The organism is Paenibacillus sp. D9, from assembly GCF_001188365.1.
GTDB classification, from domain to species: Bacteria; Bacillota; Bacilli; order Paenibacillales; family Paenibacillaceae; genus Paenibacillus_O; species Paenibacillus_O humicus.
Map to the genome: position 1 here is coordinate 5,387,346 of NZ_JZEJ01000001.1, position 20,913 is coordinate 5,408,258.

General features: G+C 61.0%; 19 protein-coding genes and 1 pseudogene. 17 read left to right on the forward strand and 3 right to left on the reverse strand.

Annotated elements, in window-relative coordinates; all coding sequences use genetic code 11:
- Positions 1 to 335: 335 nt before the first annotated feature.
- The 12 genes and pseudogenes from VE23_RS24145 to VE23_RS27540 all read left to right on the forward strand — a co-directional run.
- The gene (locus VE23_RS24145; protein WP_049869405.1) at positions 336 to 1,007 is read left to right on the forward strand and encodes a hypothetical protein; all 672 of its coding nucleotides are present in this window, start codon (positions 336 to 338) and stop codon (positions 1,005 to 1,007) included.
- Between the two features lie 116 nt (positions 1,008 to 1,123).
- Complete coding sequence (locus VE23_RS24150) at positions 1,124 to 1,348, forward strand: hypothetical protein (RefSeq protein WP_021879498.1); 225 nt, start codon at positions 1,124 to 1,126, stop codon at positions 1,346 to 1,348.
- 27 nt (positions 1,349 to 1,375) lie between these two features.
- Entirely contained in the window at positions 1,376 to 1,849 is a 474-nt protein-coding gene (locus tag VE23_RS24155) for a spore coat protein (RefSeq protein ID WP_021879497.1), read from the forward strand.
- A gap of 280 nt (positions 1,850 to 2,129) precedes the next feature.
- Entirely contained in the window at positions 2,130 to 2,621 is a 492-nt protein-coding gene (locus VE23_RS24160; RefSeq protein ID WP_048747415.1) for an Lrp/AsnC family transcriptional regulator, read from the forward strand.
- Positions 2,622 to 2,633: 12 nt separating this feature from the next.
- Complete coding sequence (locus tag VE23_RS24165; RefSeq protein WP_048747414.1) at positions 2,634 to 3,848, forward strand: aminotransferase class I/II-fold pyridoxal phosphate-dependent enzyme; 1,215 nt, start codon at positions 2,634 to 2,636, stop codon at positions 3,846 to 3,848.
- Positions 3,849 to 3,970: 122 nt separating this feature from the next.
- Positions 3,971 to 4,201 (forward strand): aspartyl-phosphate phosphatase Spo0E family protein, encoded by a 231-nt coding sequence (locus VE23_RS24170; RefSeq protein ID WP_049869407.1) that lies wholly within the window; start codon positions 3,971 to 3,973, stop codon positions 4,199 to 4,201.
- 209 nt (positions 4,202 to 4,410) lie between these two features.
- Complete coding sequence (locus tag VE23_RS24175; protein WP_048747412.1) at positions 4,411 to 4,983, forward strand: cob(I)yrinic acid a,c-diamide adenosyltransferase; 573 nt, start codon at positions 4,411 to 4,413, stop codon at positions 4,981 to 4,983.
- On the forward strand, positions 4,973 to 5,995 hold the full coding sequence (locus VE23_RS24180; RefSeq protein WP_232317031.1) for an RluA family pseudouridine synthase: 1,023 nt from the start codon (positions 4,973 to 4,975) through the stop codon (positions 5,993 to 5,995). The genes VE23_RS24175 and VE23_RS24180 overlap by 11 nt, the downstream gene beginning before the upstream one ends.
- Positions 5,992 to 6,363: an arsenate reductase family protein gene (locus VE23_RS24185; RefSeq protein ID WP_049869408.1), complete on the forward strand. Its 372-nt coding sequence runs from the start codon at positions 5,992 to 5,994 to the stop codon at positions 6,361 to 6,363. The genes VE23_RS24180 and VE23_RS24185 overlap by 4 nt, the downstream gene beginning before the upstream one ends.
- Positions 6,356 to 7,573 carry an aminotransferase class I/II-fold pyridoxal phosphate-dependent enzyme gene (locus VE23_RS24190; RefSeq protein ID WP_049869409.1) on the forward strand — a complete coding sequence of 406 codons (1,218 nt, stop codon included), beginning with the start codon at positions 6,356 to 6,358 and terminating at the stop codon, positions 7,571 to 7,573. The genes VE23_RS24185 and VE23_RS24190 overlap by 8 nt, the downstream gene beginning before the upstream one ends.
- Positions 7,574 to 7,578: 5 nt before the next feature.
- Positions 7,579 to 8,490: a 5'-3' exonuclease gene (locus tag VE23_RS24195; RefSeq protein ID WP_049869411.1), complete on the forward strand. Its 912-nt coding sequence runs from the start codon at positions 7,579 to 7,581 to the stop codon at positions 8,488 to 8,490.
- 224 nt (positions 8,491 to 8,714) lie between these two features.
- A pseudogene (locus VE23_RS27540) lies at positions 8,715 to 8,870 on the forward strand (DUF2500 family protein); the annotation flags it as partial.
- Positions 8,871 to 9,024: 154 nt separating this feature from the next.
- Here VE23_RS27540 and VE23_RS27775 read toward each other — a convergent pair.
- Positions 9,025 to 10,260: a DUF4269 domain-containing protein gene (locus VE23_RS27775; protein WP_198156211.1), complete on the reverse strand. Its 1,236-nt coding sequence runs from the start codon at positions 10,258 to 10,260 to the stop codon at positions 9,025 to 9,027.
- A gap of 174 nt (positions 10,261 to 10,434) precedes the next feature.
- Here VE23_RS27775 and VE23_RS24205 point away from each other — a divergent pair, with 174 nt between their 5' ends.
- The 4 genes from VE23_RS24205 to VE23_RS24220 all read left to right on the forward strand — a co-directional run bounded on the left by VE23_RS24205 (position 10,435) and on the right by VE23_RS24220 (position 18,665).
- Positions 10,435 to 10,932 (forward strand): hypothetical protein, encoded by a 498-nt coding sequence (locus VE23_RS24205; RefSeq protein ID WP_049869412.1) that lies wholly within the window; start codon positions 10,435 to 10,437, stop codon positions 10,930 to 10,932.
- A 115-nt stretch (positions 10,933 to 11,047) separates the two neighbouring features.
- Complete coding sequence (locus tag VE23_RS24210) at positions 11,048 to 11,497, forward strand: GNAT family N-acetyltransferase (protein ID WP_232317087.1); 450 nt, start codon at positions 11,048 to 11,050, stop codon at positions 11,495 to 11,497.
- A 358-nt stretch (positions 11,498 to 11,855) separates the two neighbouring features.
- The gene (locus VE23_RS24215; RefSeq protein ID WP_049869414.1) at positions 11,856 to 17,291 is read left to right on the forward strand and encodes a WIAG-tail domain; all 5,436 of its coding nucleotides are present in this window, start codon (positions 11,856 to 11,858) and stop codon (positions 17,289 to 17,291) included.
- A 123-nt stretch (positions 17,292 to 17,414) separates the two neighbouring features.
- Positions 17,415 to 18,665, forward strand: coding sequence for a DUF445 domain-containing protein (locus VE23_RS24220; RefSeq protein ID WP_069202657.1), 1,251 nt, complete (start codon positions 17,415 to 17,417; stop codon positions 18,663 to 18,665).
- Positions 18,666 to 18,951: 286 nt separating this feature from the next.
- Here VE23_RS24220 and VE23_RS24225 read toward each other — a convergent pair whose 3' ends face one another.
- Together VE23_RS24225 and VE23_RS24230 are read right to left on the reverse strand one after the other, a co-directional pair.
- Positions 18,952 to 19,260, reverse strand: coding sequence for a hypothetical protein (locus VE23_RS24225; protein WP_048749280.1), 309 nt, complete (start codon positions 19,258 to 19,260; stop codon positions 18,952 to 18,954).
- Positions 19,261 to 19,335: 75 nt separating this feature from the next.
- Positions 19,336 to 19,608: a DUF3055 domain-containing protein gene (locus VE23_RS24230; protein WP_174806355.1), complete on the reverse strand. Its 273-nt coding sequence runs from the start codon at positions 19,606 to 19,608 to the stop codon at positions 19,336 to 19,338.
- 289 nt (positions 19,609 to 19,897) lie between these two features.
- Here VE23_RS24230 and VE23_RS24235 point away from each other — a divergent pair, with 289 nt between their 5' ends.
- On the forward strand, positions 19,898 to 20,908 hold the full coding sequence (locus VE23_RS24235; RefSeq protein WP_049869415.1) for an HRDC domain-containing protein: 1,011 nt from the start codon (positions 19,898 to 19,900) through the stop codon (positions 20,906 to 20,908).
- Positions 20,909 to 20,913 lie beyond the last annotated feature (5 nt).

Consider the following 20,913-nt stretch of genomic DNA (forward strand, 5'->3'; position numbering starts at 1 on the left):
TGATACCCGCCCGCCGATGCCGAGCTTCGCAGGCACATATCTGCGGCTCCATATATCCCGGTCAAGCTCCGACCTCTGATCCGGTCCCATCAACACCGACCGCTCCGGAATTCCTGCCCGCATATGCCCATCCTCCTCTTGCCGCCTTCCGCCAGCGGCGTATCCGCCCATGCGTTACCCTATTCGGAATACGGCAGGATGGTTCGGCAGCGGCAGCTCTCCCGCTCCGCCAACCTCCCTGTCGCCGGGAAGACAGGCTGCATATACTGGGAACAGGAAGAGCGGCTATCCGTCCAAGAGTCTTCCTTCAAGGAGGAGGCGATCCAACAGCATCCATGAAACCCGAACATCCCTGGCAGAACCGCTTCGTAACCGTCATTCTGGAAGGAGGCGGCAGGCTGGAGGGACTTTTATGCGAGATGGGCGAAGACATGCTCTCCATGTTCATCCTCCCGTCCCGGCGCTACGGCTACATTCCGCTGGTGCAGGTCAAAGAGCTGTCCCTTTCCCCCGTGCCCGCCCCCGAAGTCTCCCCGATCGTCGAAGACCATCCTTACCGCACCCCGTCCGAGCGCATGACCTACCGCAAGATGCTGCTGGCCTCCAAAGGCTCGTTCTCCGAAATCAAGCTTTCCTCCAACCGGCAGCTCCACGGCTATCTGGCCGGAGTCATGAACGATTTCCTGATCTTCTGCGTGCCGATGAACGGGGCCGTGCTTGTTCCGCTCGGCAGCCTGCGCTGCCTTTCGCCCTACCCTCCCGGCCTGGCGCCGTACCATCTGACGCCGGAGCAGTTCCCGCTGCGCCCGCTTTCGCTCGGCCTGGCGCGCAGCTTCTCCCAGCAGCTGGCCAAGCTGCAAGGGGAGTTCATCGTTGCCGGAAGAGGCGAATTGCCGGATCTGTCCGGCGTTCTTACCGCCATTGAAGGCCAGCTCGTCACCTTGACGGATGCCTCCGGCAGCAGCGTCTGCCTGCATTTCTCCGCTATCGAAGCGCTGCATCTCTAACCTCGGAATCCGGCCATTCGTACTTCTGCCGCAGATGGCGCCGAGGGTACATATTGACAGTCCGTCCGGGCATCCTACAGCTTGGAAGCAATTCAAAACCAAGGGAGTGGGCATCTATGCTGCAACCGTTGACGGGCAAGGAAATTCAATACATCTCGGATTCCATGACCAATGAGGATCTGCTGATGAAGCAATGCGCCTGCATGGCGACAAGCGTCGGCAACGCCGGCGTCAGCCAGCTCGCGTCGAGAATGGTCATGAACCATCAGCAAAATTACGCAACGCTCTTGAACAGCTTGTACCAGCATCAGACGATGGCTCCGTCCTCGCCGCAAAGCTGAGATCCAATCGAAAAGGGAGGCTAATACATGTTTCAGCAGCAAAATCAAACCGCCATGCAGCAGACACCGTTCCCTGAAGACGCATGGGCCAATACCGTCCTGTGCGACCTGAAGCGGGTCGTGCGCGAATATGCGACGGCCGCGACGGAGAGCTCCTGTCCTGAAGTTCGCAAGATGTTCACGTCGCTGACGAACAGCACCCTGCAGATGCAGGGTGAGCTGTTCAACGCCATGCAGCAGGCGAATATGTATACGGAGCCTTCGCCTGCGCTGCGCCAGGACATCCAGAAGAATATCGCTTCGTTCCAGCAGAAGCAGCAGCAGACGCAGCAATTTCTCCATCAGCGGATGAGCGGCCAGGCGGCTCAGCCGCCTATGCAGCCTCAGGCGCAATCGCAGCAGCCTTACATGCAGCCGCAGATGCACTCTCCGCAGCAGTATGTGCAGCCTCAGATTCCGCAGCCCTTGCAGGATCATCAGCGCCAGCATTTCTATAGTTGAGCAGCCGGAAGAAGGCGGGCGGGGACATGTTCCCTGCCTGTCTTTTTTTGCGCCGGACCTTGCTTCGCGATCGGCCTCCGGCGCACGGCTCTGCTGCGGCCGGAAAGTCTGCCGCGAAGGGGGAGTCTGCGGAACCGGTAGCGGGACGACGCTGGAGGCCGGGGCGAGCAGCGCGGGGATGATTTACATGCGGCGGACAAGCTTGCGATTTCGCTTTCCAAATAGCTTGTTAACGGTGTAAAATGTTCTTTATAACGCTTCAGGAAGGGAGTCAAAGACGATGAACGAAATGAAATTCAAGGTGCTCGAGCTGCTTAAGGAAGATGCTCGCAGGAGCCCCGAACTGATCGCCACGATGCTTGATAAGCCACAGGAAGAGGTGGAGCAGGCGATCGCGGAAATGGAACAGGATCACGTCATCGTCAAATATGCGCCCGTAATCAACTGGAGCAAGGTGGACGACCAGAAAGTGACGGCTCTGATCGAGGTTCAGATTACGCCCGAGCGCGGCCGCGGCTTCGAAGGCATTGCGGAGCGGATCTACCTGTATCCGGAAGTGAAGACGGTCTACCTGATGTCTGGAGCGTACGATCTGCTCGTCGAGGTGGAGGGCCGCACGCTGAACGAAGTGGCCTCGTTCGTCTCCAGCAAGCTGTCGACGATCGACTCGGTGCTTTCGACCAAGACATTTTTCATCTTGAAGAAATACAAGCAGGACGGCATCATTTTCGAAGAAAAAGAAGGGGATCAGCGGCTGCTGGTCACTCCGTGAGGTTGACGGATCATGACCATCTCCAGCAAGACTCCAAGTCCGTCCGAACCTTCTGTCCGCCGTTCCATGTCCGACTACCTGTCCCCGAGCGCCAGGGCGATCAAGCCATCCGGAATCCGCCGGTTTTTCGATCTGGCGAACAGCCGCAAGGATGTGATCACGCTTGGCGTAGGCGAGCCGGACTTCGTCACTCCGTGGCATGTCCGCGACGCCTGCGTCGCCTCGCTGGAAGCGGGCAAGACGCAGTATACGTCCAACGCCGGCACGCCTGAGCTCAGAGGAGCGATCGGCCAATACCTGAACGACTCGTTCGGCGTCGCGTACGACCCGGCCAAGGAAATTCTCGTAACGGTCGGCGGCAGCGAAGCGATCGACCTCGCTCTGCGGGCTCTGATCAGTCCCGGTGACGAGATTCTCGTTCCGGAGCCGAGCTACATTTCGTATTCGCCGATTACGACGCTCTCCGGCGGAGTCGCCGTCGGGGTGGAAACATTCGCGGAGCATGCCTTCAAGCTTCAGGCCGACACGCTGCGGGCGGCGATCACGCCCCGCTCCAAAATTCTGATCCTCAGCTATCCGAGCAATCCTACCGGCGGCATCATGACCTACGAGGACTGGCTGCCTATCGCCAAGGTCGTGGAGGAGCATGATCTGGTCGTCATCTCCGACGAGATCTATGCCGAGCTGACCTATGGAAGCAAGCATGTCAGCTTCGCCTCCATGCCGGGAATGAAGGACCGCACGATTCTGGTCAGCGGCTTCTCCAAGGCGTTCGCCATGACGGGCTGGAGGATCGGCTACGCATGCGGCCATCCCGAGCTGATCGGCACGATGCTCAAGATCCATCAGTACACGGTCATGTGCGCCTCCAACATGGCGCAGGTCGCCGCGCTGGAGGCGCTGACGAACGGCATGGAAGAGATGTACCGCATGATGGAGTCGTACAACCAGCGCCGCCGCCTCGTCGTCAAAGGGCTGCGCGACATCGGCCTGCAATGCCACGAGCCGCAGGGAGCCTTCTATGCCTTCCCGTCGATCGCCTCGACAGGGCTGAGCTCGGAGGAATTCGCGGAACGGCTCGTGCAGGAGCATGGCGTGGCGGCTGTTCCGGGCAATGTGTTCGGACTGGGAGGAGAGGGGCATCTGAGATGCTCCTACGCGACTTCCGTCACGCAGCTCAACGAAGCGCTGGATCGAATGGGAGCGTTCGTCCATAAAATCAGGTAGGCATCGGGAAGATGATTTGCTATAATCAGGACTAATAAAAATTCAATTTTTTTACATCCTGTCGATTGAACGGCATTCCGGATTGAAAAAGATTGCAATTGCAAGCGGGGAGGGATGTCAGCATGGCGGCAGGCATGAATGGTCTATCAGCGGCAGAAGCGAAGCCAAGAGTACGAACGATTCCCGACTGGTCCCCGCTTTTGAGAAGTCTCTCCGAAGAAATCGACGCGCTTCGCAAAGAGATGGAGACCATCTATGAGGATATTTCAGGCTTTCAGTCCGAGGAGCTGTTGGCCGCGAGCCAAAGGCTGGACTTGAAGATCAACGAGTTTCTCCATTGCCAGCTGAGCTGATCCACCGACCCACCCGCCCCGGCGTTGCCGGAGCGGGTTTTTTTGCATGCATCCGTTTCTTCTTCCCTGTGAGGGACGCTTAAGGGGGCTTCAAAATAGAAGATTCGAAGCTGCCGCTCGTCCTTGAAGCTGGAAGCAGCCGCACAATGAGAGGGAGCCGCCCGGTATGGTATAATGGAACCTATCCCACTAAGTGCAGGAGGCTGGCGATGAAGCTCTATACAAGAACCGGCGATTCCGGTCAGACCTCGCTGATCGGGGGCAGAGCCGACAAGCATGACGCCCGCGTGGAAGCGTACGGAACGATTGACGAGCTTAATGCCTTCACCGGGGCGGCCCGAGCGGAAACGGCCCGCAATCCGAGGCTGGACGATCTGACGGGGCAGCTCGAGATGATCCAGCATGAGCTGTTCGACTGCGGCTCGGATCTCAGCTATGCCGATCCCAGGCCGGAGCAGCTCAAGGTGTCGGAGACGATGGCGCTGAAGCTGGAAGGCTGGATCGACGACCTCAGCGCCGAGACGCCTCCGCTGAGAAGATTCATCCTGCCGGGCGGGACGGCGGCGGCTTCCGCGCTGCATGTATGCCGGACCGTATGCCGCAGGGCGGAGAGGCGGACAGCGGCACTGGCTGCGGCACAGGAAATCAATCCGGGCGTCCTGCAATACTTGAACAGGCTTTCGGATTATTTCTTCGCCGCTTCGCGGGCGGCGAACTTCCGGACGGGAACGGCCGATACCGAATACGTGCGGGGAGCGGATGTATTTCGTGGTGACCGCTAGAACTTCGGAACGGTATTCGCAAGGAATCGCCCCGCCATTCGGTTATTATGAGCCGATCCGGATCGAGGCCGGAGAGAAAGAGGACGGCTGGAGGCTCAGCAAGCTGCTTGAGCGGCGTCTCGGCGTCTCCCGCAAGCTTCTCTCCCGGCTCAAGCTGACCGAGCAGGGGCTTATGATCAACGGCGTCCGCGCCTACTCCGGCGACCCGGTGTCATCCGGGGATATCGCGGAAATCCGCATGGAGCAGGAGCGCTCCGAGGATATCCTGCCGCAGGACCTGCCCCTGGAAATTGTGTATGAGGACAAATGGGTGCTGCTCGCGAGCAAGCCGGCCGGCATGGTCGTGCATCCGACCCACGGCCATTATACGAACACGCTGGCCAATGCGGCCGTGCACCACTGGCAGCAGGCCGGCGAGAACGTCAGGTTCCGGCCGGTGCACCGCCTGGACGAGGATACGTCGGGGCTCGTGCTGCTCGCCAAAAACCCTTATGTGCATCAGCAGCTGTCCGAGCAGCACGGGGACGGACGCATCCGCAAGCAATATGCGGCCTATACGTACGGAGTGCCGGAAATTCCGGCCGCCCGCATCGACGCGCCGATCGACCGGGATCCGGACTCTCCCCATCACCGGATCGTGACTCCGTCCGGCTATGCTTCCGCTACCCGCTATGAAACGCTGGCCGTCTACGGCGGACGCGCCTCCAAAGTCCGGCTGCGGCTGGAGACGGGAAGGACGCATCAGATCCGGGTCCATATGGGCTGGATCGGCTGCCCGCTCATCGGAGACCTCATGTACGGCCCGGCCGCGGCCGGAGCTGGCGTCGGCAGCTGGGAGGAAGCCGCCGGACGGCAGGCTCTCCATGCGGAGATGCTCTCCTTCGAGCATCCCATGACAGGGGAAGAGATGACATTCACGGCGCCGCTGCCGCCCGATCTGGAGCGGCTGGAGCGGCTGCTGCAGCAGGAAGGCGGACAAAGACATGATGAAGGAGAAGGACGGACAAGATGAGCGACAAAAAGGAAATGATCCTGTACGAATACAGCAAATGCGGCACCTGCCGCTCGGCTCTCAAGGATTTGGAGGCAGCGGGACGCAGCGTGAAGCGGATTCCCCTCTTCGAGACGCCGCCCTCCAAGGATGAGCTCCGCTCCCTGGTCAAGAAGAGCGGGCTGGAGCTCAAAAAGTTTTTCAACACCTCCGGCGAAGTCTACAAGGAGCTTGGGCTCAAGGACAAGCTCGGGACGATGAGCGAGGAGGAGCAGCTGGAGCTGCTGTCCTCGAACGGCAGACTGATCAAGCGGCCGATCGCCACGGACGGAGAGAAGGTCACCGTAGGCTTCAAGCCGGAGTCGTACAAGGCTGCCTGGCATGAGTAGCTCCTGGCGCTCGGACAAGCTGGACCGGCTCGGCTCGTCGATCTTCAGCGAAGTGGCCCGGTGGAGACGGGAAGCCACCGCAGCCGGTCTAGACGTGATCGACCTCAGCATCGGCAGCCCGGATCTGCCTCCGAGCGCCGCGGTGCGCCAAGCTCTCGCCGAAGCGGCGCTGCGGCCGGAGGCGTACCGGTATCCGTCGTCCGAGGGGAGCATCGAATTCCGGCGGACGGCGGCGGAGTGGCTGCGCCATCGGTTCGGGACGGAGGTGGATCCGGAGACGGAGGTCGTGACGCTGATGGGTTCCCAGGACGGGCTGGCGCATCTGGCGACGGCGATCTGCAATCCCGGCGACACGGCGATCGTGCCGGATCCCGGCTACCCTATCTACGCCGCTTCGCTTGCGGTAGCGGGAGTGGAGGCCGCCTTCCTGCCTTTGAGGGCGGAGGGCGGGTTTCTGCCCGATCCCGATTTCCTCTCGGAAGACGTCTGGGACAAGGCGCGCTTCGTGCTCATCGGCCTGCCGGGCAATCCGATCGGGACAGCGGCAGGGATGGACGTGCTGGAGCGGCTCGTGGACAAGGCGCGCAGGCACCGGACGCTGCTCGTCCTTGATCTGGCCTATTCGGAAATGGGATATGGGAGCTATCGCCCCTTCAGCGTTCTGAGCCTTCCGGGCGCAAAGGAAATCGCCGTCGAATTCCATTCGATGTCCAAAAGCTTCCATATGGCCGGCTGCCGCATCGGCTTCATGGCAGGCAGCGCAGATGCCGTGGGAGCGCTCAAGGAGCTCAAGGCGAACATCGATTACGGCGTCTTTCCCGCTGTGCAGGAAGCAGCATCGGCCGCCCTGCGCGAGGCGATGGACGATCCCGGCTACTCTGGATTCCGCGACATCTACGAGGAGCGACGGGACCGGTTCGCCGAAGCGCTGTCAAGGGCGGGCTGGAGCGTGCCGAAGCCGGATGCGACGATGTTTCTGTGGGCGGCAGTGCCTCGGCCGGCAGCAGGCGCCGCCGCTTGGAGCAGCCGCCGGTTTGCCCGGCGGCTGCTGCAGGACGCGGGCGTAGCCGTCGTGCCCGGCGATGCGTTCGGGAGCGAGGGAGAGGGTTATGTCCGGATCGCGCTTGTCGAGAGCGCGGACCGTCTGGGAGAGGCGGCGGAGAGAATCGGAGCCTGGCTGAAAAAGCAGGGCTTGGGAGAGGGGAAATAAGGAAAATGGATTTATTCACATGGAATGAGGAACCGCCCGTTCTGCAGGAGAAGGCGGGTTCGCGGCTGCTGCTCGTCGACGGCATGGCCATTCTATTCCGGGCTTACTTTGCCACCGCTTACGGCGGCAGCGTCCGGCGCACGAGTTCCGGTCTGCCGGTCAACGCGGTGCATGGCTTCGTCCGTTATTTCATGGATGCCGTGCGCAAGTTCCAGCCTACCCATGTCGCTTGCTGCTGGGATCTTGGGAGCACCACGTTCCGCACGGGAGAGTTCGCGCTGTACAAGGCCAACCGGCCGGATGCGCCGGATGACCTGATCCCCCAGTTCGATCTCGTCAAGGAGGTCGTGGCGAGCTTCGGCGTGCCGAACATCGGCGCTCCCGGCTTCGAGGCGGATGATTGCATCGGCACTCTGGCGAAGCTGCACGGCCGGGAGCACGAGGTGTTCGTGCTGACCGGAGACCACGACATGCTGCAGCTGGTGGATGAGAAGGTGTCGGTCGTCATCATGAAGAAGGGCCACGGGAATTATATGGTGTACACGCCTCAGACGCTGCTGGAGGAGCGCGGACTGACGCCGGCGCAAATCATCGACGTGAAGGGGCTCATGGGCGATGCAAGCGACAACTATCCCGGGGTGAAGGGCATCGGCGAGAAGACCGCCCACAAGCTCGTTCAGGAGCATGGTTCGGTTGAAGGCATCCTGGCCAGCCTGGAGCTGCTGTCCAAGACGGTCCGGGCCAAGATCGAGGCCGATCTGGACATGCTCCATTTATCCCGGAGGCTCGCGACGATCCACTGCGAGGCTCCGGTCGCCCTGGCGATGGACGATTGCTGCTGGTCCGTCAATCGCGCTCTCGTCGAGAAGAAATTCGAAGAGCTGGAATTCAGAAGCCTGATCAGCCTGATCAGTTGAACGAACCGATGTGGACGCCGGATGGCGTCCTTTTTTATTTGCCATCGTTCTTGTCCTCCTAATCGGAAGCTTCGTCTTCGTCCTTGTCATCGGCAAGGGGGTGTTCGCCTGGGGAAGCGACAACGCAGCCGAAATGATTACGATCAGCTGCAAAGTCGTCGACAAGAGAACGAAAGTTTCGGGAGGAAGCGGGGGACTTCAGCGCGGGCACCGCCTATTACGCTGCCTTCGAATTCGTCGACGGCAGCCTTGTGGAGCTGAGAATGCCTGCGGACGAGTTCGGGTTGCCCGTCGCCGGAGACGTCGGAGAGCTGACTTACCAGGGAACGCGGTACAAAGGGTTTGAACGGCATATGCATGCTTCCGGCGCGGGGAGCTGACCGTGCTGCACCTCGCGTGTCCCTGCGCAGCATGTCGGCGGCCGCAACTGTCCGGATGCAAGCCCGAACATCCGGCCGCCGCGCATGAAGCCGCAATAGAGCCGCCGGAAGCCCGGCGGCTCTATTCTCTCTGGCTTCAGCTGCGCGTGTCCTCTTAGCGCCGGCCGTCCCATTCCCCGTAAAATTGCTCCAGGTATTCCAGCATGAAGGCATGGCGCTCCGCGGCCAAGCGGCGGCCTGCCGTCGTATTCATGCCGTCCTTCAGCTTCAGCAGCTTCTCATAAAAATGCGCGATCGCCGTTCCCTCGCGGCCGCGGTATTCCTCGGGCGTCAAGGCAGCCCGAGGAGAGAAGCCGGGATCATGGATCGGCCTGCCTACGGCGCCGGAATAAGCGAATACGCGGGCAATGCCGACGGCTCCGATCGCGTCCAGCCTGTCCGCATCCTGGACAACCTGCCCCTCGAGGGTCGCCATGGGCGGCCTTCCGCCCCCCTTGTAGGAAATCGTCGAAATGATTTCCAGGGTGGCGGCGATCGTACCTTCGTCGGCTTGAAGGCGTTCCAGCCAGTCTCCGACTTCCCGAAGCCCGGCTTCCTCTCCATCCCGCAGCTTGTCGTCGGCCAAATCATGCAGCAGCGCTGCCAGCCGGCAGACGAAGCGGTTGGCTTGCTCCTCCTCTCCGATGGCATCGGCCGTCCTGGCGACCCGGCTGATATGGAACCAGTCGTGGCCGCTGAAGTCGTCCTTCAGCTGCTCCTTCACATATGCCTCGGTCTGCTCCACCATCTTCCGCTTTTCGAGGCTTCCTTCAAGACCCCAGTCCATCCTTGCCTCGACAATCGCCTGCAGCTCCTCGTCGCCTGCATCCGCCAGCTCCAGCAGCCGGGCATAAGGATCGCCGCTGAGACGGAAGTGGCGTGCAAACGCCGGCTCCGTTTTCATGCCCTGCTCCTTCAGCCTCCGGATGGCCGAGCGCGCTTCGGCTCCGGACAGCTTCAGAAGCCTGCCCTCTGCAACCATATGGCGGCAGGCGTTTTGCCGGACAGCCTCGCGAGGCTGCGCGAACAGCTCGAACGCCCAATCCTTCCAGCGGAAGGACACGGTGACGGAAGGCAGCTCCTGAGAGAGATGCCTTCGGGAAGAGTACCCATCCAAATGAGCGAAATTGGCTTCCGTCTCTCGAAGGAAACGTTCCAGGTCGCCTGCTTCGCAGATGACATCGAGATCGCTCGAGGGGATGTCCACGTCGATAGGGACCGTGCCCGCAAGCACCGGGGAATACGCCTCCAGAATGGCGAAGAGATCCAGCTCGCGCAGCGCGGCAGCCGCCGAGCGCTGTCTCGGCGTTCCTGACGCCAGCCTGTCCAGGCTGTATTCGCTGATGTTCATTGTCGCTCTCCTCTCCTGGCCTGCTATGGATAAGGTTCCGAATGGCGGGGCCCTCTCATCCAGCGGCAACATTCCATTCTATCACGGACACGGGACTTCGGACAGGCTTGCAAGGCCGACAGCCGGCATCTTATGCTATAATGCACATTACAATCCCATTACCGGAGGTTTCACATGTTATCGTTCCAAGAAAAGCTAGACATCCTATCCTCGTTCCCGGAGCTGACGCGCAACGACGTGTCGATGGGACGGGTGAACTTCCACTTCGAAGGAAGCCTGCACGAGAAGAAAACCGTCGGATACCGGCTCCATCCGAATGGAAGCGGATATATATACGCCGGCCTGCTGAAGGGGTACGAAACCGACGGCAAAGGGTATGCAAGCATACGCGATCTGGACGAAAAGCAGCTGCGGGAGCTCGCGGCCGCATCGATCGAGTCCTTGTCCGCCCCGCCGTCCGGACCTGCGCGCGAGCCCGGCCAAAGCAGGGCCGCCCGCAAGCGCCGCATGGCGAGAACGGCCTGGGTAAGCCCGGAGGGCGATGAGCTGGAGCTGAGGAGCGAGGACGATCTCTGGTATTTGTACGCCGGCATGAACCTGGAGATGGCCTTCGAGACGTTCGAGGAAGCCGAGGAATATTTGCAGGAAGAGGGCTTCCAGCCTAAGGCTTAGCATCAAAAGTCCAAATTCTTGTCGCCTGCCTCCATGGGCTATGGCGCTCGGACGCCTTATAGTAGGGAAAAACACTTCTGGAGGCGGAACCAAGATGAATAGGACAAGCGATTCCATCAGCGTCAGCCGATGCGATGCAGCCGAGGCTGCGGCCGTCGCTCCGCTGTTCGACCAGTACCGGATCTTTTACGGCCAGCCTTCCGATGTGGAAGGGGCGCACCAATTCCTGCAGGAAAGGCTCGTTCGGGGAGAATCGATTTTGTTCGCCGCAGCGGCAGAAGGCGTTCCAATCGGGTTCGCCCAGCTGTATCCGGTGTTCTCGTCGGTATCCATGAGAAGAGTGTTCATTCTGAACGACCTGTACGTGCATGCCGAATGGCGCGGGCGAGGGGCTGCCAAGCTGCTGCTGCAGGCGGTTCGAGACTGCGCGGCTGCGGGAGAGGCCAGGTCGGTCCAGCTCTCGACCGCTGCGGGCAATGCGGCGGCAAGATCTCTTTACGAACAGGCAGGATATGAGCTCGACACCGTTTTTTTGACGTACGAGCTGTTGCTGGAGAAGGCTTAGCTTGATTCCAGATGCGTTCTCAACACTCCGAGCGCTGGATGGCGGCAGGGCGGAGTTGAAAAAGGGAATCCGGGGAAACCCCGGATTCCTTTTTTTGTTCTTTTTTTTGCAGGTTCATCCGCTAAGAGCCTGCTTCGCCGTTGGATCAGGCTGGAAATGGGCTTGTAGCCGGCAGACAGCCGCATAAAGGCATGCCGATCCTCCTTTCCATGTGGAGCCGCGGTGCTTGGGGAAGCGCCGGATTTTGCCGAAGCCTGCCTATTTTTTTGCGAACAGCTGTCCCACATGGAGTCAAAAGCCCAAGCATTCTGCATATAGTAGCGATAATGAAGCCGGGCAACAAGGAGTGGACAGAGTTATGGCGAACAGCAGAAAAGGGAAAAGGCCAAAAGCCAGAAAAGTGTTCTTCGTGGAAGATTCCTCGATATCGGAAATCAACTGGCTCGACGAGGCGGAAGGAGGCCAAGGCGGGGATACGGCGCAGATCAGCGGGGATAACGGGCTCCTTCAGGAAGAAAAGGATCTGAAAAGCGAGGAGCAGATCAGCAGCGGCTCCGAAATAGCGGCGATCAGCAGCGTCGAAGCTCCTCCTGCACCAGCCGACTCCACGGAAGCGCTGGAGAAGCCGGAGACGGATCTGCCGTCGGAGGCGATTCCGGCGATCCCGGAAAAGGCCGATCCTTCGGCGAACGTGCGAAAGTCCGGCGACTCGGAGGAGATGGAACAGCCGGAGGGCCGGGCACAGACGAAGGAAGCGGCGCCTGCTTCTGCGGCTGAGGAAACGGCTGCCCCTGCGGACCGGCGGCTGGCCGAGCGGCGCAGAAGCGGAAGCTCGGGCCCGATTGTCTATGCCTCCGATTTGGCCGACGGTTCCGTGATCGAAGCCAAGCTGGCGTCGGCGTCGGTGTCCCGCAGCAAGCTGCAGCCGGGATCGGTAAGCTCGGAGGCGATCGCGGATGGGGCCGTAGACAACGCCAAGCTCCGGGACGGTGCCGTCACATCGGATAAAATCGCGGATAAAACGGTGCTGCGCGAACATCTCGCGGATGGAGCCGTCTCGGGAGCAATCATCGCGGACGGAGGCATCTCCGGGGCCAAGCTCCGTTCCGGCAGCATCGGTTCCGACAAGCTGGCGAACCGCTCCATCGGCGGCGACAAGATCGCCGAAGGAAGCCTGGAGGCGCGGCATTTGAAGGCGGGAGCTTTCTCCGGAGAGCTGCTGGCGGAATCATCGATTCAATCGATCCATTTTGCCCTGGAGTCCGTCGATACGCCCGCGCTGGCGAATGAAGCCGTGGACAACGCCAAGCTTGCGGCCGAAGCCGTCACGGAATCGAAGCTTCGAGACGGCGCGGTTACTTCAGCCAAGCTGGCCGAGGAAGCGGTTAACGCCTCCCATGTCGCCCCTTCTTCCATCGGAGGCAGCCATCTGGCTCCGCAGAGCGTGGAGGGAGGTCACGTCGCCGATGCATCTCTGGAAGGAAGGCATCTGGCAGCGGGAGCCGTCGGTTCGAGGGAATTGGCGGATGAAGCGGTCGGCTCCAATGCGCTGGAGCGCAATGCGGTCGGTCCCGAGCATATCCAGCCCTTCGCCGTTGCCGGAGACCATATCTCGCCGGGAGCGGTGTCGTCCGTTCATTTGGCGGATGCAGGCGTCGGATCCGTGAACCTGCAGCCGGACTCGGTCACGACGATCAAGCTTGCCGACCATGCCGTCACGTCGTCCAAACTGGCGGACCAAAGCGTAAGCAAGTCCAAGATCGCGGATCAGGCCGTATCGAGGAAGCATCTGGCATCCGATGCCGTGGACGGCTCCAAGCTTGCTTCCGGAAGTGTGTCGGAACGGCATCTGGCCGCTGAATCAATCGCTTCTTTCCATGTGAAGGACGGCTCGATTCTCGAAGGGCATCTGGCGGACGATGCGGTGACGGAGGAGAAGATCGCCGGAAACAGCGTCGGAACCGGGCATCTGAAGGACGGCTCCGTGACGGCGAAGCAGCTCGGGAATGCTTCCGTCGTCCGGTCCAAGCTGGCCGAGGATTCCGTCGGATCGGAGCATCTGGCACCCGAAAGCGTGCAGAGCCGCCATGTCTCCGACGACAGCATCGGATTCAGCCATCTTGCGCCCGGTTCCGTCCGCGCCCGCCAGATCGGACCGTCGGCGGTGACGTCGGAGGCGGTTGGCGAAGCCCAGATCGCGGGAAGACATCTGGCCGACCGAAGCATCGACGCCAGGCATATCGCCCAAGGCTCGATCCGGACAGCGTCCCTTGCGGACGGCTCCGTGAGCCAGGCGAAGCTGGCCGACAGCTCGGTGAGCGGGCGGGCGCTGGCCGAAGGAGCCGTGACCGCGAGGCATTTGGCCGATTATATGGTGAATTCGCTCAAGCTGTCCCCGGAGTCGGTAACATCCGACAAGCTGATGGAGTTTTCCGTAACCGAATCCAAAATCGCGCCGGGAAGCGTGACCGAGTCGAAGCTGGCCGACAGCTCCGTAGGAAGCAGCCAGTTGAAGACATCCTCCGTCGGAGCCGATCATATCCAGGATGCATCCGTCGGCAGCTCTCACCTTCGTGCCGGGGCGGTAACATCCATTCATCTCGCAGGCGGCCTTATCGATTCCGATGCTTTGGCCGACCAGGCCGTGAAGGAAAGGCATTTGGAAGCTAACAGCGTCCATGCCAAAGCGATCGCCCCGGAAGCGGTGCAAAGCGTCCACATCGCCCAGGAAAGCATTCTTGGGCTGCACTTGACGCCGCAGCTCATCCGTCCTGTCCACCTTGCTCCGGAATCCATCCGTCAGGAGCATCTGGCTGCAGGAACGGTAGGGGAGGAGCAGCTTCAGGCGGGAGCTGTCAGCTCCAGGGAACTCAGGGAGCATGCGGTCGAGTCGGCCCATATTTCTCCTGGCGCCGTCGCCTCCGAGCATTTGGAGCCGGGCAGCGTCGGACAGGAGCATCTTGCCCGGCATTCGGTAGGAGAGCAGCAGATCGCTCCGGCAAGCATCGACGCTTCTCATATGAAGGAGGGCGCCATTCAGTCCGAACATATCAAAGGCGGCGCCATAAGCGGCGTCCATGTCGGGCTGGAGACGCTGGCGGGCAAACATCTCAAGCCGGCTTCGCTGCTCGGCTACCACATTTCGGCGGGAGCGGTCGGAGCGGAGCAGCTGCATGAAGGCAGCGTGGAAGCCCGGCATCTGCGAGCCCGTTCCATCGGCTCCGCGCATTTGGCGGCAAGCAGCGTCGGCGGCGAGCATATCGCGCCTTCGAGCATCGGCAGCGGCCATCTGGCCACCGGCAGCGTAGGGAGCGGGCATATCGCGCCTTCGAGCATCGGCAGCGGCCAGCTGGCCGGGGACAGCGTGGGAAGCGAGCATATCGCGCCTTCAAGCGTCGGAAGCGAGCAGTTGGCCGCAGGCAGCGTGGGAAGCGGACATATCGCGCCTTCGGCCGTCGGGAGCAGCCATTTGGCTGCGGGCAGCGTGGAGAGCAGGCATATCGCCCGAGCCAGCGTGGACGGCGAGCATGTGGTCCAGGAGAGCATTACCGGGAACCTGATTGCGCGGCAAAGCATCACCGGCCGCAACTTGGCGCCGGGCAGCGTAGATTCGCTGCAGCTGGCGGAAGACAGCGTGACCGGCTTGCATTTGGCTTCCGGGAGCGTGGGCAGTCAGCATATCGCGCTGTCGAGCGTCGGCAGCGGGCAGCTTGCTGCCGGCAGCGTGGCCGGCGAGCATATCGCGCCGTCAAGCATTGGAGGCGAGCATATCGCGCCGCTCAGCATTACAGGCGGCCAGCTTGCACATCAAAGCGTCGCCGGCCGCCATTTGCTGCCGGGCAGCGTGGGCTCGGCTCAGCTGGCTGCGGGCAGCGTAAAGGGCGAGCATATCGCGGCGTCGAGCGTAGGGAGCGAGCAGCTGGCTGCGGAGAGCGTGAACAGCGAGCATATCGCGCTGTCTAGCGTGGGAAGCCAGCAGCTAGCCGAAGGCAGTGTGAAGAGCGAGCATATCGCGGAGTCTAGCGTGGGAAGCCAGCAGCTAGCCGAAGGCAGTGTGAAGAGCGAGCATCTCGCGGAGTCTAGCGTGGGAAGCGTCCAGCTCGCCGAAGGCAGCGTGAAGAGCGAGCATATCGCGGAGTCTAGCGTGGGAAGCGGCCAGCTCGCCGAAGGCAGCGTGAAGAGCGAGCATCTCGCGCCGTCGAGCGTAGGAAGCGGCCAGCTCGCCGAAGGCAGCGTGAAGAGCGAGCATATCGCGCCGTCGAGCGTAGGAAGCGGCCAGCTCGCCGAAGGCAGCGTGAAGAGCGAGCATATCGCGGAGTCGAGCGTGAGCAGCGAGCAGCTGGCCGAAGGCAGCGTGAAGAGCGAGCATCTCGCGCCGTCGAGCGTAGGAAGCGGCCAGCTCGCCGAAGGCAGCGTGAAGGGCGAGCATATCGCGGAGTCGAGCGTGACTAGCGAGCAGCTGGCCGAAGGCAGCGTGAAAAGCGAGCATCTCGCGGAGTCGAGCGTAGGAAGCGGCCAGCTCGCCGAAGGCAGCGTGAAGAGCGAGCATATCGCGGAGTCGAGCGTAGGAAGCGGCCAGCTCGCCGAAGGCAGCGTGAAGAGCGAGCATATCGCGGAGTCGAGCGTAGGAAGCGGCCAGCTCGCCGAAGGCAGCGTGAAGGGCGAGCATATCGCCGAGTCTAGCGTGGGAAGTCAGCAGCTCGCCGAAGGCAGCGTGAAGGGCGAGCATATCGCGGCTTCGAGCGTAGGAAGCCGTCAACTGGCCGAAGGCAGCGTGAAGGGCGAGCATCTCGCGGAATCGAGCGTGGGAAGCCGTCAACTGGCCGCAGGCAGCGTGACGTCGGAGCATATCGCGCCTTCGAGCCTATCGGGCAGCCTGCTCTTGGAACAAAGCGTTGCCGGCCGCCACTTGGCTCCGAACAGCGTGAACTCGGTCCAGCTGGCGGAAGAGAGCGTGACGAGCGCGCATTTGGCTGCCGGCAGCGTGAGCGGAGATCATATTTTGCCGTCAAGCGTAGGAAGCGAGCATATTGCTGCGGCCAGCATAACCGGCGAGCATATTGCGCCATCGAGCCTAACCGGCCTTTTGCTCGCAGAACAAAGCATAACAAGCGGCCTGTTGGCGCCTGGCAGTGTGACCGCCATTCAACTGGCGGATAAAAGCGTGACCAGCTCGCATTTGGCCTCAGGCAGTGTAGGCGGCGAGCAGCTGGCGGCAGGCAGTGTGACGAGCAAGCATTTTGCCTTTTCGAGCCTAAATGGAAGTTTAGTCCAGGAGCAAAGCATAACCGGCCGTCAATTGTCGCCTGGCAGCGTGAACTCCGTCCAACTGGCTGAGGAGAGCGTAACGAGCTCGCATTTGGCAGAAGGAAGCGTGAAAAGCGAGCACATCGCGGAGTCGAGCGTGGGAAGTCAGCAGCTGGCCGCAGGCAGCGTGACGATAGCGCATCTTGCCGCAGAAGTCCTCCGTCAGCTGTCGCATCCGGCTGTGCCGATACCGGAACCGGCTCCATCACGCAAAAGCAGCGATTTCAACCAGCAATTCGGCCTGACGCCCTTCGCTTTCAACGACCGGGACGATCAGCTTGAACTGGAAGTGGCCTTCAGCGAGCCGTTCGAGGATGCCTCCTATGCCATTGCCGCGAACGCGGACCATCCGTACTGCTATGCGGCGATCAAGGCCAAGGAGCGGGAACGCGCCGTCCTTACGATCGTCCGTACCCGCATAGGTCCGGTGCCGGCCGGCAGCATCAACTGGATTGCAATTGGAAAGGGCCGAGAAAGCAACGAGTAACCCGGAAAAGAAGAGGCTGCCGCCAGGCAGTCTTTTTTTTGCCCTGACCTCGGCGAGATTTTGATTACAGCCCGAATTGTTTATAATCAAGGAGAACGTTTATTGTCGATCGGAGGAACAGGCATGAAAACGAAGTATGCCGCCGGCACGTCCCTCGCCGTCATGGCGGGCGGCTTTATATTGACGACGATCTTTACCAGCGAGCAGCACAACGCGCTGTCGCTGCTTCAAGGCGGCTTTGAAGCGGGGCTTGTCGGGGGAATCGCGGACTGGTTCGCGGTGACGGCCCTGTTCCGCCATCCTCTGGGGCTGCGGATTCCGCATACGAACCTCATCATCCGCAACAAGGACAAAATGGTCAACGCTCTCGTATCGGCGCTGGAAAACGAGCTGCTCAACAAGGAAAGCATCAGCGCGCGGCTTCGCCGGCTCAATCTCATCGGGGGAGCGGGCCGGTTCATCGTCAAGCAGCTGGCCAAGAGGTCCAACCGGGAAGCGGTGATCGGCGCCGCGATGGCCGTTGTGGAGCGGCTGCCGCTGGAACGGCTGTCAGCGTCCGTGCGCAGCGGGCTGGCCGGCTATGCGAGAGGCGTGGACCTTCGCCCGGCGGTGGAAGGAGCGGCATCTGCGATCATCCGCGACGGACTCGACGAGAAGGCGCTGGACTATGCGCTCGACCAGGCCGTCGACTGGGTGGCCAAGCCGTCTACCGGCAAGATGCTGGGAGAGATCGCTCAGAAGAAGCTGCAGGAGCTGCAGGTGGGCGGTTTCATGGGCTTTGCCGTCCAAGCGTTCGCGGGCTTCATGAACGAGGAGAAAATGGGTGCGATGCTTCAGCATATGCTGCTGTCCGGCATCAAGGATCTCGGCACCCCGGGAAGCAGGCAGCGCGACAACCTGCTGCTGGAATTCCGCTCGCGCGTAATCGGAATTGCGGAGGATGAGGAGAAGCTCGCGGCAGTCAAGGGCTGGCTCGAAGGCAAGGTCGATTCGGAAGAAGCGGAGGCGTTTTTTGTCGCCCGCCTGTCCGAGCTGAAGGCTTTTGTGCTGCAATGGCTGCAAAGGGACAAGGAAGAAGGCGGTCGAAGCCTCGTCCGCATCGCCCACGTTGCGAACGAGCGGCTTAAACGCGAGGAAGAGCTGGTCCGCAGCTGGGAGGAGCGCTTGTCGGCCGTCCTGGTGAGCACGATCGAGGCCAACCATTACCGGCTCGGATTGCTTGTCCGGGAAAACCTGAACAGCCTGGACAACAAGGCGCTGGTCGAGCTTCTGGAATCCAAGGTGGGAAGCGATTTGCAGTGGATCCGGGTCAACGGGGCGGTCTGCGGTTTCCTGGTAGGTATTCTGCTGACTTTGCTCGGCTGGGTAGTCTAGACGGGCGGGCAAGCGGAAGCTCGCGGGCTCTGCGGCTGCATGGAGTACGCTTGAATCGGATCAAGCCAAGCAGGAAATCATGAAAAAAGAAGCCGCCTTCCTTGAACAGGAGGGCGGCTTCTTGCGCGCTCTTGCTGCGAAGCTCGGCTGCGATCCGGAAGCTGCGTGCAAGCTTCCCTCAGTCTTCCGGCAGCCGCCTGCGCGGCTTCGCCTAGCCGGAGAACGATGAGCCGATAGGAAATCGGCAGGCGGACGAGGATTTCCGAGCCTTATCAATGAGTTCCGGTTACTTGTCCTCCTGGACAGCCCGGCTGTCGGCTCCGCTGCGGTCGTCTCCGGGATATTCACGTTCCTTGCTGCCGTGCAGGGCGCGGTTCTCATAGCCGAATCGATTCGGCTGCCTCTGCTCCGGCCGCCAAGGGGTGCTTTTTACCGGCTCCTCTTCATGGAGGACAGCTCCGTAAGGGCCTTCCGGAAACTCCTCGAACGTAAGGTCGTTGCGCTGCGACTCCACCGTAGATAAATCGGTATATTTCTCCCGACGCGATTCTTCTGTCGCGAAGTCGGTGTCGCCGCGCCGAATGTCGTTGTCCATCCTTCGTACAGCCCCTCTCTGCTGCCGGGGGATCATGCTCCCCTGCGTGAAGGCAGCTGTACTAGCTTTTCCCAATCAGTCGGTGAAATTCACTTCGCCGACGACAAGCGACAGGAAACCGCCAAGCTCGGACGCTTCTTCCTCGTCCAGCTTGAACGTATGCTCCAGATAGCCTTCCTCCTCCAGATCGTCCTGGCCGATGATGGCTGTCTTGCCGCTCTGCAGATCGGTGACGAGCTTTTTGCCGTAGAAGCGGTTGGTCGTCGTGACGGCCAGGTCGAAGCGCTTGAGGCCCGGCGTAATGAAGGTGACGAAACGAGTCGAGGTTTGCTCGGTCGAATCGGACATGAAATCATAATCTTTCAGCTGCAAGTGGATTCGTACCTCCTTCTTGTCCGATGTAAGGCGGGTCCGATCCAGTATAGCATGGATGTTGAGCGGCCGCCGCCTGCAAGGAGGATAAAGAAGGCGTTGCACAGGTGCCGGGCCGTATGATAGGATGAATGTACCAGAACAAGAACCGAACGACCGGGAGGAAGCACCTCTCTTGCCTGCATTTGCGGGCGGGAGAGGTGCTTTTTTGCGTTTGCAGACGATAGGAGTCTTGATCTGGACCATAATCGGAGGTGCGCGAATAATGCAGATCGTCTTTTTGAATTCATTCGAAAAACCGCTTGGAGACGGGAGAATCGACAACGCCCAGCTGTCCATCTGCGAGCAGCAGGGAACATGGTCCGTCGTATGGAACGGAGCCCGGCACGGCAGCGCGGAGCCCTCTTCCCTATGGTATGAGGGAAGCTCCTGGGAGGAGATGATCACCGCTTTCCGGCATGGGGTCGCGGTGCAGATGGGCGAGGGATTCACGCCGCTCATCGACGGCATGCTGGACGAGCGGCCGGCCGGCAAGGGAGGCGTCATTTCCATGCAGCAATGCTACGGAGAGCTTCATGCCGATCACGAGCTGTTCGAGGCGCTTCGCGACTGGAGGCGGATCAAGGCTTCCTCCGAGAAGAAATCGGCTTATCTGGTGGCGACGAACCGCACCTTGCTCATGATCAGCTCCTATGTCCCGCATACTCTCGAGGAGCTTGCCCAGATTCCGGGATGGGGACCGGGCAAAAGCCGCGAATATGGAATGGAGGTGCTGGAGCTTACGGGAGCTCGCAAGCAAGCAAGGGCGTTCCCGCTAAGCTGGGTGAGCGAGGCTCTTGAGCCGAAAGCCTATATCCAGTGGCTCTACAAGCAGAAGGAAACCAAATTCAAGAACAAGATGGACAGGCAGCAGTCGAGCCGTCTCATTCTGGAAGGAATCAATCAGGAGCGGTCATTGGAGCAGCTGCTGGCGGATACCGGCCTGCAGAGAAGAGAGCTCATGGAAAGGATTGAGCAGCTGGATCAGGAAGGCTATGATCTGGAGCCCTTGATCGCCAAGGAGCTGGAAGGAATATCGCAGGAGGAGCAGCAGCGCATTTGGGAAGCGCTGAAGGAGGAAGGGGACAAGTACCTGAAGCCGATCCTCCAAAAGGTTTATGGCACGGAGCCGGCACCCTCCGCCAAGGTCGACCTGATCTATGACCGGCTTCGCCTGGTGCGGATGCGGTTTCGCCGCAGCGCCGCCGGCGAAGCCGGCGGCCTCGAAGCGATGTAACGCAG

Coding starts and splice junctions, on each gene's coding strand:
- VE23_RS24145 (WP_049869405.1), top strand. CDS start 336: ATGAAACCCGAACATCCCTGGCAGAACCGCTTCGTAACCGTCATTCTG.
- VE23_RS24150 (WP_021879498.1), top strand. CDS start 1,124: ATGCTGCAACCGTTGACGGGCAAGGAAATTCAATACATCTCGGATTCC.
- VE23_RS24155 (WP_021879497.1), top strand. CDS start 1,376: ATGTTTCAGCAGCAAAATCAAACCGCCATGCAGCAGACACCGTTCCCT.
- VE23_RS24160 (WP_048747415.1), top strand. CDS start 2,130: ATGAACGAAATGAAATTCAAGGTGCTCGAGCTGCTTAAGGAAGATGCT.
- VE23_RS24165 (WP_048747414.1), top strand. CDS start 2,634: ATGACCATCTCCAGCAAGACTCCAAGTCCGTCCGAACCTTCTGTCCGC.
- VE23_RS24170 (WP_049869407.1), top strand. CDS start 3,971: ATGGCGGCAGGCATGAATGGTCTATCAGCGGCAGAAGCGAAGCCAAGA.
- VE23_RS24175 (WP_048747412.1), top strand. CDS start 4,411: ATGAAGCTCTATACAAGAACCGGCGATTCCGGTCAGACCTCGCTGATC.
- VE23_RS24185 (WP_049869408.1), top strand. CDS start 5,992: ATGAGCGACAAAAAGGAAATGATCCTGTACGAATACAGCAAATGCGGC.
- VE23_RS24190 (WP_049869409.1), top strand. CDS start 6,356: ATGAGTAGCTCCTGGCGCTCGGACAAGCTGGACCGGCTCGGCTCGTCG.
- VE23_RS24195 (WP_049869411.1), top strand. CDS start 7,579: ATGGATTTATTCACATGGAATGAGGAACCGCCCGTTCTGCAGGAGAAG.
- VE23_RS27775 (WP_198156211.1), bottom strand. CDS start 10,260: ATGAACATCAGCGAATACAGCCTGGACAGGCTGGCGTCAGGAACGCCG.
- VE23_RS24205 (WP_049869412.1), top strand. CDS start 10,435: ATGTTATCGTTCCAAGAAAAGCTAGACATCCTATCCTCGTTCCCGGAG.
- VE23_RS24215 (WP_049869414.1), top strand. CDS start 11,856: ATGGCGAACAGCAGAAAAGGGAAAAGGCCAAAAGCCAGAAAAGTGTTC.
- VE23_RS24220 (WP_069202657.1), top strand. CDS start 17,415: ATGAAAACGAAGTATGCCGCCGGCACGTCCCTCGCCGTCATGGCGGGC.
- VE23_RS24225 (WP_048749280.1), bottom strand. CDS start 19,260: ATGGACAACGACATTCGGCGCGGCGACACCGACTTCGCGACAGAAGAA.
- VE23_RS24230 (WP_174806355.1), bottom strand. CDS start 19,608: ATGTCCGATTCGACCGAGCAAACCTCGACTCGTTTCGTCACCTTCATT.
- VE23_RS24235 (WP_049869415.1), top strand. CDS start 19,898: ATGCAGATCGTCTTTTTGAATTCATTCGAAAAACCGCTTGGAGACGGG.